The organism is Kitasatospora sp. NPDC048545, assembly GCF_040651155.1.
GTDB lineage: Bacteria > Actinomycetota > Actinomycetes > Streptomycetales > Streptomycetaceae > Kitasatospora.
In genome coordinates this window covers 130,097-143,652 of the sequence record NZ_JBEZIQ010000016.1, presented here as the reverse complement: position 1 = coordinate 143,652, position 13,556 = coordinate 130,097, and the positions used below count along the sequence as shown (strand labels likewise).

At 71.8% G+C, this 13,556-nt stretch carries 12 protein-coding genes; 10 read left to right on the top strand and 2 right to left on the bottom strand.

The genetic code is table 11. The features are described from left to right. Positions 1-60 precede the first annotated feature (60 nt). The 6 genes from ftsZ to AB0D10_RS17675 all read left to right on the top strand — a co-directional run bounded on the left by ftsZ (position 61) and on the right by AB0D10_RS17675 (position 5,555). Positions 61-1,287: a cell division protein FtsZ gene (gene ftsZ, locus AB0D10_RS17700; RefSeq protein ID WP_360256931.1), complete on the top strand. Its 1,227-nt coding sequence runs from the start codon at positions 61-63 to the stop codon at positions 1,285-1,287. Next, complete coding sequence (pgeF, locus tag AB0D10_RS17695; protein ID WP_360256978.1) at positions 1,287-2,015, top strand: peptidoglycan editing factor PgeF; 729 nt, start codon at positions 1,287-1,289, stop codon at positions 2,013-2,015. The genes ftsZ and pgeF overlap by 1 nt, the downstream gene beginning before the upstream one ends. After that, positions 2,015-2,803 carry a YggS family pyridoxal phosphate-dependent enzyme gene (locus tag AB0D10_RS17690; protein ID WP_360256928.1) on the top strand — a complete coding sequence of 263 codons (789 nt, stop codon included), beginning with the start codon at positions 2,015-2,017 and terminating at the stop codon, positions 2,801-2,803. The genes pgeF and AB0D10_RS17690 overlap by 1 nt, the downstream gene beginning before the upstream one ends. A gap of 310 nt (positions 2,804-3,113) precedes the next feature. Next, positions 3,114-3,728 (top strand): cell division protein SepF, encoded by a 615-nt coding sequence (gene sepF / locus AB0D10_RS17685; RefSeq protein ID WP_030060144.1) that lies wholly within the window; start codon positions 3,114-3,116, stop codon positions 3,726-3,728. A gap of 100 nt (positions 3,729-3,828) precedes the next feature. Further along, positions 3,829-4,110: a YggT family protein gene (locus tag AB0D10_RS17680; RefSeq protein WP_030060143.1), complete on the top strand. Its 282-nt coding sequence runs from the start codon at positions 3,829-3,831 to the stop codon at positions 4,108-4,110. A 59-nt stretch (positions 4,111-4,169) separates the two neighbouring features. Then, complete coding sequence (locus AB0D10_RS17675) at positions 4,170-5,555, top strand: DivIVA domain-containing protein (protein ID WP_360256926.1); 1,386 nt, start codon at positions 4,170-4,172, stop codon at positions 5,553-5,555. 177 nt (positions 5,556-5,732) lie between these two features. Here AB0D10_RS17675 and ileS read toward each other — a convergent pair whose 3' ends face one another. Next, positions 5,733-8,912 carry an isoleucine--tRNA ligase gene (gene ileS, locus AB0D10_RS17670; RefSeq protein ID WP_360256924.1) on the bottom strand — a complete coding sequence of 1,060 codons (3,180 nt, stop codon included), beginning with the start codon at positions 8,910-8,912 and terminating at the stop codon, positions 5,733-5,735. 653 nt (positions 8,913-9,565) lie between these two features. On the opposite strand from ileS, the gene AB0D10_RS17665 reads away from it, so the two are divergent. The 4 genes from AB0D10_RS17665 (at position 9,566) to AB0D10_RS17650 (ending at position 12,329) form a co-directional block, all read left to right on the top strand. Further along, positions 9,566-10,027: a TraR/DksA family transcriptional regulator gene (locus AB0D10_RS17665; protein WP_360256922.1), complete on the top strand. Its 462-nt coding sequence runs from the start codon at positions 9,566-9,568 to the stop codon at positions 10,025-10,027. Between the two features lie 238 nt (positions 10,028-10,265). Then, entirely contained in the window at positions 10,266-10,832 is a 567-nt protein-coding gene (lspA, locus tag AB0D10_RS17660) for a signal peptidase II (RefSeq protein ID WP_360256920.1), read from the top strand. A gap of 59 nt (positions 10,833-10,891) precedes the next feature. Next, positions 10,892-11,830 carry an RluA family pseudouridine synthase gene (locus AB0D10_RS17655; RefSeq protein ID WP_360256917.1) on the top strand — a complete coding sequence of 313 codons (939 nt, stop codon included), beginning with the start codon at positions 10,892-10,894 and terminating at the stop codon, positions 11,828-11,830. A 1-nt stretch (position 11,831) separates the two neighbouring features. After that, positions 11,832-12,329: a GNAT family N-acetyltransferase gene (locus AB0D10_RS17650; RefSeq protein WP_360256915.1), complete on the top strand. Its 498-nt coding sequence runs from the start codon at positions 11,832-11,834 to the stop codon at positions 12,327-12,329. Positions 12,330-12,436: 107 nt separating this feature from the next. On the opposite strand, the gene AB0D10_RS17645 is transcribed toward AB0D10_RS17650, so the two are convergent. Further along, the gene (locus AB0D10_RS17645; RefSeq protein WP_360256912.1) at positions 12,437-13,456 is read right to left on the bottom strand and encodes a mechanosensitive ion channel domain-containing protein; all 1,020 of its coding nucleotides are present in this window, start codon (positions 13,454-13,456) and stop codon (positions 12,437-12,439) included. Positions 13,457-13,556 lie beyond the last annotated feature (100 nt).

The following is a 13,556-nucleotide window of genomic DNA, read 5'->3' as shown; positions in this document are numbered from 1 at the left end:
TCGGAACGGACCCTCGCCGGGCCGGGCCGACCCGGAAATTCGAGGCGAGAGGCCTTCGACGTGGCAGCACCGCAGAACTACCTCGCAGTCATCAAGGTCGTCGGTATCGGCGGCGGTGGTGTCAACGCCATCAACCGGATGATCGAGGTCGGTCTCAAGGGCGTCGAGTTCATCGCGATCAACACCGATGCGCAGGCCCTCCTCATGAGCGACGCCGACGTCAAGCTCGATGTGGGCCGTGAACTCACCCGGGGCCTCGGCGCCGGCGCCAACCCCGAGGTCGGCCGCAAGGCGGCCGAGGACCACCGCGAGGAGATCGAGGAGGTCCTCAAGGGGGCCGACATGGTCTTCGTGACCGCCGGCGAAGGCGGTGGCACGGGCACGGGCGGCGCGCCCGTCGTCGCCAACATCGCGCGCTCGCTGGGCGCCCTGACCATCGGCGTGGTCACCCGCCCCTTCACCTTCGAGGGCCGGCGCCGGGCCAACCAGGCCGAGGACGGCATCGCGAGCCTGCGCGAAGAGGTCGACACCCTCATCGTGATCCCCAACGACCGGCTGCTGTCCATCTCGGACCGCCAGGTCAGCGTGCTGGACGCGTTCCGCTCGGCCGACCAGGTCCTGCTCTCCGGCGTCCAGGGCATCACCGACCTGATCACCACTCCGGGTCTGATCAACCTCGACTTCGCGGACGTCAAGTCCGTCATGTCGGAGGCCGGTTCGGCGCTCATGGGCATCGGCTCGGCCCGTGGCGAGGACCGCGCCAAGGCCGCTGCGGTGATGGCGATCTCCTCGCCGCTGCTGGAGGCCTCGATCGACGGCGCCCGCGGCGTGCTGCTGTCCATCTCCGGCGGCTCCGACCTCGGTCTGTTCGAGATCAACGAGTCGGCCCAGCTGGTCAGCGAGGCCGCGCACCCCGAGGCCAACATCATCTTCGGTGCGGTCATCGACGACGCGCTCGGCGACGAGGTCCGGGTCACCGTCATCGCGGCCGGCTTCGACGGCGGGCAGCCGCCGGCGATCGTCCGCGACCCGGTGGTCAAGTCCACCGCCCCGGACCGCCCGGCCACGCCGCCGGCCGCCCCGGAGCGCCCGGCGAGCCGGCCGTCGTACGGGAGCATCGGCTCGGTGACGTCCCGCTCGGAGGAGGCCCCGGCCGCGTCGACCCGGTCGGCCGAGACCCCCGCCACCACGACCGCCGCCCCGGTGCCGCCGCAGGTGCAGCCGGCCCGTCAGCCGTACGTGGAGAGCCCGGCGGAGGAGCTCGACGTCCCGGATTTCCTTAAGTGATCGATCACGCCGTACACGCGGGTGCTCACTTCGCCTTCACCGACCGGTGGGGCGGGGTGAGCACTTCGCCGTACGGGGAGCTCAACCTCGGCGGCGCCGTGGGGGACGACCCGGAGGCCGTCCGGGAGAACCGGGTGCGGGCCGCTCGGGAGCTGGGGCTCGAACCGGCCGACGTGGTGTGGATGAACCAGGTGCACGGCGCCGAGGTCGCCGTGGTGACGGAGCGCCAGCCGCCGGGGGAGGCCCCGGCCGTGGACGCGGTGGTCACCGACCGCCTGCTCGCCCTGGCGGTGCTGACCGCGGACTGTACGCCGGTGCTGCTGGCCGATCCGGTGGCGGGCGTCGTGGGCGCGGCCCACGCGGGCCGGCCCGGGCTGGCAGCCGGAGTGGTCCCCGCGGTGGTCCGGGCGATGATCGAACTGGGGGCCGAGCCGGCGCGGATCGCCGCCGCCATCGGCCCCGCGGTCTGCGGCGGCTGCTACGAGGTGCCGGCGGGGCTGCGTGCCGAGGTCGCCGCCGCGGTGCCGGAGGCCTTCGCCGAGACCTCTTGGGGGACCCCGGCCCTGGATGTGCCGACGGGGGTCGCGGCCCAGCTGGCCGCGATGGGGGTCAGCGAACCGGTGCGCTCACCGGTCTGCACCCTCGAATCCGCCGATCACTACTCCTATCGTCGCGAGCAGCGCACGGGCCGGCTCGCGAGCTACGTCTGGTTGGGCTCTGATCACTGATGACGAACGACATCTACGGACCGTTCCCGGGCGGCCCCGAGTTCCTGGCGGGGCTGACCGAGGGGCAGCGGGGCCGGTACGAGGAGCTCGGGACCAGCCTGGAGGTGGTGGAGCGCCGGATCGCGGCCGCCTGCGCGGCCGCCGGGCGGGCGCGGGACGAGGTCACCCTGATCGTCGTCACCAAGACCTACCCCGCCGAGGACACCGCGCTGCTGGCCGGGCTGGGTGTGACGGACGTCGCGGAGAACCGTGACCAGGACGCTGCACCCAAGGCGGAACAGTGCAGAAACCTTCCTCTTGACTGGCACTTCGTCGGACAGCTCCAGACCAACAAGGTCCGCTCGGTCGTCGGGTACGCGAACCACGTGCACTCGGTGGACCGGCTGCGGCTGGTCGAGTCGCTCTCCGCGGCGGTCCTCAAGTCGGAGCGCCCCGACCTCGGTTGCCTGGTGCAGGTGGCGCTCGACAAGGAGCACGGGGAGGGTGCGCACCGGGCCGGGGTCGCGCCGGAGGACGTCGCGCAACTGGCCGACGCGATCGCCGACACGCCCGGACTGCGGCTGGACGGTGTGATGACCGTCGCTCCGCTGGCCGGTCCGCTGGCCTCGGATCCGGCCCGTGCCTTCGATCGGCTGGCGGAAATCGCAACCGCCGTACGGACGGCCCATCCGGCTGCCACCATGGTCTCCGCAGGGATGAGCGGTGACCTTGAGCAGGCGATTGCCGCCGGGGCGACACATGTGCGCGTCGGAACGGCGGTACTCGGAGTGAGGTCACCCCTCAGGTAACGTCACCGGGTAGTAGATCAGACTGCAGGACAAAATAGGACAGAATCTAGCAGCTCCCTCCCCGGAGCGCTAGCGAACCGTGGATCGCAGCTCCGCGGCCCCCACTCCACGAACCCTGACAGGCCGTCGGCCTGACGCGCCGTCGTGGATGGACCGCGGAATCCGCAGGCAGGGCCGTGCGGCCCGGGCCGCCGGGAGTCGGAGCCGGCCCCACGGAGTGAGCGAAGCGAGCGACCATCGGAAGGGACGCGGCTTCGCGAAGCAGCCACCGAGCACCAGCGAGGTGGCCATGAGCGGAGGAGACAGGAGCATGGCCGGCGCAATGCGCAAGATGGCGGTCTACCTCGGCCTCGTGGAGGACGAGACGTACGACGGCCAGGGGTACGACCCCGACGACGACTACGACGCGGACCCCGAGCCGATCCGGACGGGACAGCGGACCGAGGACATCCCCCGGCCGGCCGCCGCGGCCGCCGCCACGCCCGCCCCGGTCTCCTCGATCACCCCGCAGCCGGTGCCGGCGGCGGTGCCGATCCGACAGGAGACCCCGAGGATGGCCCCCGTGTCGTCCATCACACCCGAACGCCGCCACAACCTGGAGAAGAGCGCCCCGGTGATCATGCCCAAGGTAGTGAACGAACGAGAGCCCTACCGCATCACCACGCTGCACCCGAGGACCTACAACGAGGCCCGTACCATCGGGGAACAGTTCCGCGGCGGCACCCCCGTGATCATGAATCTGACCGAGATGGACGACACGGACGCCAAGCGGCTCGTAGACTTCGCCGCTGGACTCGTCTTCGGTCTGCACGGCAGTATCGAGCGCGTGACGCAGAAGGTGTTCCTGCTGTCGCCTGCTAACGTCGATGTCACGGCGGAGGACAAGGCTCGGATCGCCGAGGGTGGGTTCTTCAACCAGAGCTGACCCGGCCACGACTTTACGTGTGGATCTGATCAACAGTGGGTTAGCGACAGGTGACGAGCGGCGGGCCCGAGGGCTCGGGACCGGGGAGAGGGAAAACGCGATGGACATCGTGTGGGCGGTGCTCTACTACGCCCTGACCGTCTTCCTGGTGTTCCTGCTCGTACGGCTGGTCATGGACTGGGTCTTCCAGTTCGCGCGTTCGTGGCGGCCCGGCAAGGCCATGGTCCTGGTCCTGGAGGCCACGTACACTGTCACGGATCCGCCGCTCAAGCTTCTTCGGCGGCTCATTCCGCCGTTGCGTTTCGGGGGCGTGGCGCTCGACCTGTCCTTCTTCGTACTGATGATCATTGTGTATGTCCTGATCTCGCTTGTGCACCCCTAGTCGTAGGTGAGCGATGCGACAGGATGCCGGTGTGCCGACGATCACGTTGAGGTGAAGAGATGCCATTGACCCCCGAGGACGTTCGGAACAAGCAGTTCACGACCGTCCGCCTGCGTGAAGGCTATGACGAGGACGAGGTCGATGCCTTCCTCGACGAGGTCGAGGCGGAGCTGACCCGCCTCCTCCGGGAGAACGAGGACCTGCGCGCCAAGCTGGCCGCCGCGACTCGTGCCGCCGCGCAGAACCAGGCCAACCTGCGCAAGGAGCCGCCGCAGGACGCCCCCCGCCAGGGTGGCGCCCCGGTGCCGGCCGCCATATCCGGCCCGCCGGTCCCCGGCCAGCAGGGCCCGGGCGGCCCGCAGCAGATGGGCCCCGGCGGCCCGCAGCAGATGGGTCCGGGTGGTCCGCAGCAGATGGGCCCCGGCGGCCCGCAGCAGCAGATGGGCAACCAGCCGCTCGGCCTGCCCGCCGGGTCCGCGCCGCAGCTCCCGCCGGCCGGCGGCCCGCAGCAGCAGATGAACCAGACCATGGGCGGCCAGCAGCAGCTGGTGCAGCCGATGGGCGGTCAGATGCTCCAGCCCATGGGCGGCCCCGGTGGCCCGCAGCAGATGGGCAACCCGATGGGCCAGGGCATGGGCCAGCAGCAGATGCAGCAGATGGGCGGCCCCATGGGTGGCCCGCAGCAGATGGGCCCCGGCGGCCCGCAGCAGATGGGTGGCCCGCAGCAGATGGGCGGCCCGCTCGGCGCCCCGATGCAGCAGCAGGGCCCCGGTGGCGACAGCGCCGCCCGCGTGCTCGCGCTCGCCCAGCAGACCGCCGACCAGGCGATCTCCGAGGCCCGTTCCGAGGCCAACAAGATCGTCGGCGAGGCGCGCAGCCGGGCCGAGGGTCTGGAGCGCGACGCCCGTGCCAAGGCCGACGCCCTGGAGCGGGACGCGCAGGAGAAGCACCGCGTCGCGATGGGCTCGCTGGAGTCCGCGCGGGCCACGCTGGAGCGCAAGGTCGAGGACCTGCGGGCGTTCGAGCGCGAGTACCGCACGCGCCTGAAGTCGTACCTGGAGACCCAGCTGCGTCAGCTGGAGTCGCAGGCCGACGACTCGCTCGCCCCGCCGCGGATCCCCGCCACGGCGTCGCTGCCGCCGGCGGCCTCGTCGATGACGCCGGCCGGTGCCGGTGGGATGGGCAGCGCGCCGAGCTTCGGCGGCAACCAGCCGTCGTTCGGTGGCAACTCGCCGTCCTTCGGCGGGAACAGCTCCTTCGGCAGCAACTCCCCGGCGCCGAGCTTCGGCGGGCAGTCGACCGGCGGCAACAGCGGGGCTCCGCAGATGCAGCCGGCCGGGATGACCCAGCCGATGGCGGCGGTCCGTCCGCAGCCGCCGCAGCCGATGCAGCAGGCTCCGGCACCGATGCGGGGCTTCCTGATCGACGAGGACGGCGACAACTGAGGTTGTAGCAGAGCCTTTCGAGGGCGCCCCCTTTCCGACCTCCGGGTCGGGGAGGGGGCGCCCTCTTTCCTGCTCGGCGGTCGGTGCGGGGCGTGGGGCCGGGAGTGGAGTGGGCGGGGGCGGGGGCGGGTACGGCGAAGCCGCCGTCACCCGGGGTGACGGCGGCTTCGGCGGGGGTCAGGCCTTGCGGAGCTGGAAGGCGAGGCCCAGGGACTCGTCGGAGAAGGTCTCGGACTCCCAGTCGGCCGTACCGGCGGCGAAGTCGGTCGCGAGGACCTCCTCGGCCACGAGGGCACCGTGCTCGGCGATGGCCTCGGCGGTCTCCTCCGTGGTGGCGCGCCAGCGCAGGACGATGCGGTCGGCGACGTCCAGGCCGGAGTTCTTGCGCGCCTCCTGGATCTGGCGGATGGCGTCGCGGGCGACGCCGAGGCGCTTGAGCTCCGGGGTGATGGCCAGGTCGAGGGCGACGGTGGCACCGGACTCGTTGGCGACGGCCCAGCCCTCGCGCGGGGTCTCGGTGATGATCACCTCGTCGGGCGAGAGGGTGATCGTCTCGCCGTTCAGCTCGACGCCGGTCTCGCCGCCGGCCCGCAGCTCGGCGGCCAGGCGGGCGGCGTCAGCCGCGGCGACCGCCTTGGCGACGTCCTGCACGCCCTTGCCGAAACGCTTGCCCAGCGCGCGGAAGTTGGCCTTGGCGCTGGTGTCGACCAGCGAGCCTCCGACCTCCGAGAGCGACTCCAGGGCGGAGACGTTGAGCTCCTCGGCGATCTGCGCGCGCAGGTCGGCAGGCAGCTCCTCCCAGCCCTGGGCGGCGACCAGCGCGCGGGAGAGCGGCTGACGGGTCTTGACGCCGGACTCGGCGCGGGTGGCCCGGCCCAGCTCCACCAGGCGGCGGACCAGCGCCATGTGCCGGGAGAGGTCGGTGTCGATCAGCGACTCGTCCGCCTGCGGCCAGGTGGCCAGGTGGACCGAGGCCGGGGCGTCCGGGACGACCGGGACGACCAGGTCCTGCCAGACCCGTTCGGTGATGAAAGGGGTGAGCGGGGCCATCAGGCGGGTGACCGTCTCCAGCGCCTCGTGCAGGGTCGCCAGCGCGGCGGCGTCGCCCTGCCAGAAGCGGCGGCGGCCGCGGCGGACGTACCAGTTGGACAGGTCGTCGACGAAGCCGGAGAGCAGCTTGCCGGCGCGCTGGGTGTCGTACGCCTCGAAGGCCGTGTCGACCTCGCGGACCAGGGTGTTCAGCTCGGAGAGCACCCAGCGGTCCAGCTGCGGGCGGTCGGCCGGTGCCGGGTCCGCCGCGGACGGGGCCCAGCCGGACGTGCGGGCGTACAGGGCCTGGAAGGCGACGGTGTTCCAGTAGGTGAGGAGGGTCTTGCGGACCACCTCCTGGATGGTGCCGTGGCCGACCCGGCGGGCCGACCAGGGCGAACCGCCGGCCGCCATGAACCAGCGGACGGCGTCGGCGCCGTGCTGGTCCATCAGCGGGATCGGCTGCAGGATGTTGCCCAGGTGCTTGGACATCTTGCGGCCGTCCTCGGCCAGGATGTGGCCCAGGCAGACGACGTTCTCGTAGCTGTTCTTGTCGAACACCAGGGTGCCGACCGCCATCAGCGTGTAGAACCAGCCGCGGGTCTGGTCGATCGCCTCGGAGATGAACTGCGCCGGGTAGCGCTTCTCGAACAGCTCCTTGTTCCGGTACGGGTAGCCGTACTGGGCGAAGGGCATCGAGCCCGAGTCGTACCAGGCGTCGATGACCTCCGGCACGCGGGTGGCGGTGCCGCCGCAGTCGCGGCAGTCGAAGGTGACGTCGTCGATGTACGGGCGGTGCGGGTCGAGGTCGCCCTGGTCGGTGCCGGTGAGCTCGGACAGCTCGGCCAGCGAGCCGACGCAGGTGAGGTGGCCCTCCTCGCAGCGCCAGATCGGCAGCGGGGTGCCCCAGTAGCGGTTGCGGCTGAGCGCCCAGTCGATGTTGTTGTTCAGCCAGTCGCCGAAGCGGCCGTGCTTGACCGTCCCGGGGAACCAGTTGGTGGCCTCGTTCTCGCGGATCAGCGCGTCCTTGACGGCGGTGGTCCGGATGTACCAGGACGGCTGCGCGTAGTAGAGCAGCGCGGTGTGGCAGCGCCAGCAGTGCGGGTAGCTGTGCTCGTACGGCAGGTGGCGGAAGAGCAGGCCGCGCTCCTTGAGGTCCGCGACCAGGGCCTCGTCGGCCTTCTTGAAGAACTGGCCGCCGACCAGCGGGACCTCGGGGGCGAAGGTGCCGTCGGCGAGCACCGGGTTGACCACCGGCAGGCCGTACTTGCGGCAGGTCGCGAGGTCGTCCGCGCCGAAGGCGGGGGACTGGTGGACGATGCCGGTGCCGTCCTCGGTGGTGACGTAGTCGGCGTTGAGGACGTAGTGCGCGTCCTCGATCTCGACCAGGTCGAAGGGGCGGCGGTAGGCCCAGCGCTCCATCTCGGCGCCGGTGAAGGACTCGCCGGTGGTCTCCCAGCCCTCGCCGAGCGCCTTGCCGACCAGCGGCTCGGCGACGACCAGCTGCTCGTTGCCGTCGGTGGCCACGACATAGGTGACCCCGGGGTGGACGGCGGCGGCGGTGTTGGAGACCAGGGTCCACGGGGTGGTCGTCCAGACCAGCAGCGCGGCCCGGCCGGCCAGCGGGCCGCCGGTCAGCGGGAAGCGGACGAAGACCGAGGGGTCGACCACGGTCTCGTAGCCCTGGGCCAGCTCGTGGTCGGACAGGCCGGTGCCGCAGCGCGGGCACCAGGGGGCGACCCGGTGGTCCTGGACCAGCAGGCCCTTGTCGAAGATCTGCTTGAGCGACCACCAGACGGACTGGACGTAGGACGGGTCCATCGTCCGGTAGGCCTCGTCGAGGTCGACCCAGTACCCCATGCGGGTGGTCAGCTCGGCGAAGGCGTCGGTGTGGCGGGTCACCGAGTCGCGGCACTTGGCGTTGAACTCGGCGATGCCGTACGCCTCGATGTCCTGCTTGCCGGAGAAGCCGAGCTCCTTCTCGACGGCGAGCTCCACCGGGAGGCCGTGGCAGTCCCAGCCGGCCTTGCGGGCGACGTGGTAGCCCTTCATCGTCCGGTAGCGGGGGAAGACGTCCTTGAAGACGCGGGCCTCGATGTGGTGGGCGCCGGGCATGCCGTTGGCGGTCGGCGGGCCCTCGTAGAACACCCACTCGGGGCGGCCCTCGGACTGCTCCAGACTGCGCTGGAAGATCTTGTTGTCCTGCCAGAACGACAGGATCCGGTGCTCCAGGGCAGGCAGGTCCACCTGCGCCGGGACGGGGTGATAGAGGGCCGCGCGCAGCCCGTCGTCGGAAGGGTCGTGGTGGGTGACGGGTTGGGAGCTCATCGCGGGCGTCTACCTCCGGCGGATGCTGGGACTGGATCCTCCGGAGGGACGAGACGGCCTGGCCGCCCCGCGGTACCACCCTCCTTGGCCGCGGTGCTGCGTTGCGGCCCTCTTGTTTGGGCTTGCTGCCGGGTCTAGTGGACCGCTGCGGGCTTCGCGGCGGCCGTTCTTCCGGCGGCTCCGGGGTGATCTTCCCGCCGTGCACGCCCCCGGGCTCACACCGTCCCCGGGTCGCTGGTGGCTGCGTACGTCGGTACTCGTCCCATCTGCGCCTTGCAGGGTCAGTGTATCGGCCGGGCGAGTCCGTTTGTCCAAACCGTTTCGGGCGGGCGGGGCCCGGGGCGGGCGGCGGGGCTGGTCAGGGCGGTCGTCGGGGTGGTGGTTAGGAGGGGGTGAGGTGGGCACAACCCTGTCAGCGCGCGGGGCGTGGCGGTTGGGGCGGCTGCCTGGGTGGGATCGTTGTGAGGTGCCGGTATGTCATGTTGTGACCGGTTTTGATCGGGATTATCGTTCCGGCACTGGGAGCCGCCGGGAACCGGCGGCTCGATTCGTTCGTAGATGGGGTCGAAGCCATGGCTGAGAAGGGAACCGGCGCGGGTACCGCCACCAAGCGGGCACGCAAGGCCGTGGCGGTCGATCCAGGGGAGGGGACCGTGACCACTACCGCACCGAAGAGCAGCACCGACACCGTCACGCCGCGCGGGGCCGAGTCGGTGGACCCGGCCACGCTGCCGGTCAGGCCCGGCGAGGACCCGTGGACCACCGAGGAGGTCCACGAACTGCACAACGAGCTGATCAGCGAGCTGGACAGGCTGCAGAACGAGATCGACGCCGCCGAGGCGGCCATCTCCGGCCTGATGCGCGACTCCAACGACGGGGCCGGCGACGACCAGGTGGACGCCGGGACGAAGAACATCTCGCGGGAGAGCGAGCTGGCGCTGGCCAACAACGCGCGCGACAGCCTCGCCCAGACCCAGCGCGCCCTGGACCGGCTGGAGGGCGTCGGCTTCGGCACCTGCGAGTCCTGCGGGCAGGCCATCGGCAAGGCCCGGATGCAGGCCTTCCCGCGGGCGACGCTCTGCGTGCAGTGCAAGGCCAAGCAGGAACGCCGCTGAGGCGGCCGCCGAACCGGGCGGCCGGAGCGACGCGGGGGGTCGGGCTTGCCGTACGCTCGACCCCGTAACGTCGCCTGACGCGTCCGCGCCCGTGGACGCGTCCAGGTCGTCACCGGCCCACCACCCTCCCCCTCCTACGGCCGGGGGAGCTCCATCGGCAGCGGAGCGGATCATCAGTACGCAAGGTTCCCCCCACACCCGGGACGACGCCGTCCCGTCCCCCGGCGATGCCGTGGAGGTGCCCGTGGCCGAGCCGTCCGAGGCGGCGTCCGTGGACGAACCCGCGGTCGCGGAGAAGCCCAGGGGTCCGCGGCGGATCGGGGTGCTGCTGGTCATCGCGCTGCTGGCGTTCCTGATCGACCTCGGCAGCAAGCTGCTGGTCGTCGCGAAGCTGGAGAACCACGCGGCGATCAAGGTGATCGGGGACGTCGTCACCTTCCAGGTGATCCGCAACTCCGGGGCGGCCTTCGGGATGGGGCAGGCGCTGACCGTCGTCTTCACGATGATCGCCTCCGCCGTCATCGTGGTGATCTGGCGGATCGCCCGCAGGCTGTACAGCCTGCCGTGGGCGATCGCCCTCGGGCTGCTGCTCGGCGGGGCGCTCGGCAACCTCACCGACCGGCTGTTCCGCGCACCGGGCGTCTTCCGCGGGCACGTCGTGGACTTCATCTCCGTCCAGCACTTCGCGGTCTTCAACCTCGCGGACTCGGCGATCGTCTGCGGCGGGATCCTGGTCGTCCTGCTCTCCTTCCGGGGCAGCAACCCGGACGGGACCGTCCACCAGCAGGGCGGCAAGGGGGCGTAGCCCCGGCGGCGGGAACGCGGCGCGCGGGAGCGGGCCGTGTTTCCGGCATACTCGTACGGGTGAGTACCGCAGCGCAGATCCGCAGCCTCCCCGTTCCCGACGGCCTGGAGGGCGAGCGTCTCGACGCCGCCCTGTCCCGGATGTTCGGCTTCTCCCGGACCAAGGCCGCCGAGCTGGCCGCCGACGGCAAGGTGACGCTCGACGGCGCCGTGGCCGGAAAGTCGGACCGGGTGACCGGCGGTTCCTGGCTGGAGGTCGAGATCCCCGCTCCGGCCGCCCCGGTCCAGATCGTCGCCGAGCACGTCGAGGGCATGCGGATCGTCCACGACGACGAGGACATCGTGCTGGTCGACAAGCCGGTCGGCGTCGCCGCGCACCCCAGTCCGGGCTGGACCGGCCCCACCGTGATCGGTGGGCTCGCCGCGGCCGGGTACCGGATCTCCACCTCCGGCGCGGCCGAGCGCCAGGGCATCGTGCACCGGCTGGACGTCGGCACCTCCGGCCTGATGGTCGTCGCCAAGTCCGAGCGCGCCTACACCGACCTCAAGCGGCAGTTCCACGACCGGATCACCGACAAGCGCTACCACACGCTGGTCCAGGGCCACCCGGACCCGATGAGCGGCACGGTGGACGCCCCCATCGGACGCCACCCCAGCTCGGACTGGAAGTGGGCGGTGACCCGAGAGGGCAAGCCGTCCGTCACCCACTACGACCTGATCGAGGCGTACCGGGCTGCGTCGCTGCTGGCGATCAAGCTGGAGACCGGGCGCACCCACCAGATCCGCGTCCACATGTCCGCGCTGCGGCACCCCTGCGTGGGCGACCTGACGTACGGCGCCGACCCGACGCTGGCCAAGCGGCTCGGGCTGACCCGGCAGTGGCTGCACGCGGTGTCGCTCGGGTTCGAGCACCCGGCGGACGGGCAGTGGGTCGAGTTCTCCAGCGAGTACCCGGCGGACCTGCAGAAGGCGCTGGACGTCATCGCGGCGGAGAGCTGAGATGAGTGCCGACCCGGGGGCCGGCGTGAGCGCGGGCCCGGTCGTCGCGGTCAGGATCGCCAAGGGCGAGGCCGACCTGGCGCTGGTGCGGGCCGTACGGCGTGAGGTCTTCGTCGTCGAGCAGAACGTGCCGGAGGAGCTGGAGTACGACGAGTACGACCGGACCTCGGTGCACCTGCTGGCGGTGGGTGCCGACGGGGCCGCGCTCGGGACCGGGCGGCTGATCTTCGGCGACCAGGCGCGGGAGCTGACCGGGGGCGTCGAGGGACGGGTGCTGCTCGGGCGGCTCGCGGTGCTGCCGGCGGCCCGGGGGACCGGGCTGGGCGCCGAGCTCGTGCGGGCGATCGAGGCCGCGGGGGCCGAGCGCGGGGCTTCCGAGGTGGAGCTGCACGCGCAGGTGCAGGCGCTCGGGTTCTACGAGCGGTTGGGGTACCTGGCGGAGGGACCGGAGTACGACGACGCCGGGATCGCGCACCGGACGATGACGCGGGTCCTGTAGGCACCTGGGGCCGGGCCCTTCGGGCGGCCTCCCCGCTTCGCGCGGTTCCCCGCACCCTGCCCGGGGTGCGGGGAACCCGCCGTTTCGGGCACGGGCCCGGGGCGGGATCAGGTGTCGGTGGTGCGGAGGCGGGGCAGGGCCCGGGGGTGCTCGTCGCGCAGGTGGGCGACGAGCTGCTCGCGGACGTCGAAGCGGAGCTGGGCGGCGTCGTCGGGGCTGCGGGCGGTCATGGTGGCGCGGACGACGATGGTGCTGGGGGTGGTGTCGGTGACGTGGAGCGCCCATTCGACGCCGTCCCACAGCGGGTGCCGGTCGAGGACGGCCCGTAGGGCCGCGCGCAGCTCGTCCACCGGGGTGCAGTGGTCGAGGTGGAGCAGGACGGCGGCGAGCAGACCCGGGTCGCGGCGGGTCCAGTTCTCGAAGGGCTTGTTGACGAAGTAGGAGACCGGGACGACCAGCCGACGGTAGTCCCAGAGGCGGACCACCAGGTAGGAGAGGGTGATCTCCTCGACCGTGCCCTGCTGGCCGTCCACCACCACGGTGTCGCCGATCCGGACGGTGTCGCCGAAGGCGATCTGCAGGCCGGCGAAGAAGTTGCCGAGGGTGCTCTGGGCGGCGATGCCGGCCACGATGCCGATGATGCCCGCCGAGGCGAGCAGGCCGGCGCCGATGGTGCGCATGGCGGAGAAGGTCAGCAGCATCACGGCGACGGTGACCACGACCACCACCGCACTGAGCACCCGGCGCAGCATGCTGATCTGGGTGTGCACCCGCTGGCGGCGGGCCGGATCCTCGGTGCGGGTCTCGTAGCGGCTGAGCAGGGCCTCCAGGGCGGCGGCCACCACGCGGACGGTCAGCCAGCCGAAGGAGGCGAGCAGCAACAGCAGGAGCAGGTGCTGCGCACCCTCCTCCTCGGGCGCAGGGACGAGCTGCCGGAGCGGCTCGGTGGCGAGCAGCAGGGCCGAGGCGACGACGAGCTGGAGCGGGACCCGGCAGCGGCGGAGCAGCGCCCAGACCGGTGCCCCGGGGCGGCGGGCGGCGACCCGCTGGAGGGACTGGTCGACGATCCAGCCGATCGCCAAGGTGGCGGCGACGGTGGCGAGCAGCGAGATCAGCGGCCGGAGCATGGGCCGTACGATACTCGGGCGCAGTGGGGTGAAACGGGCGAAAAGGTGTGGCGGATCGGAGGGCGGCCTCGTCGGGTGCGGGTGGCCTTATCGGGTGCCT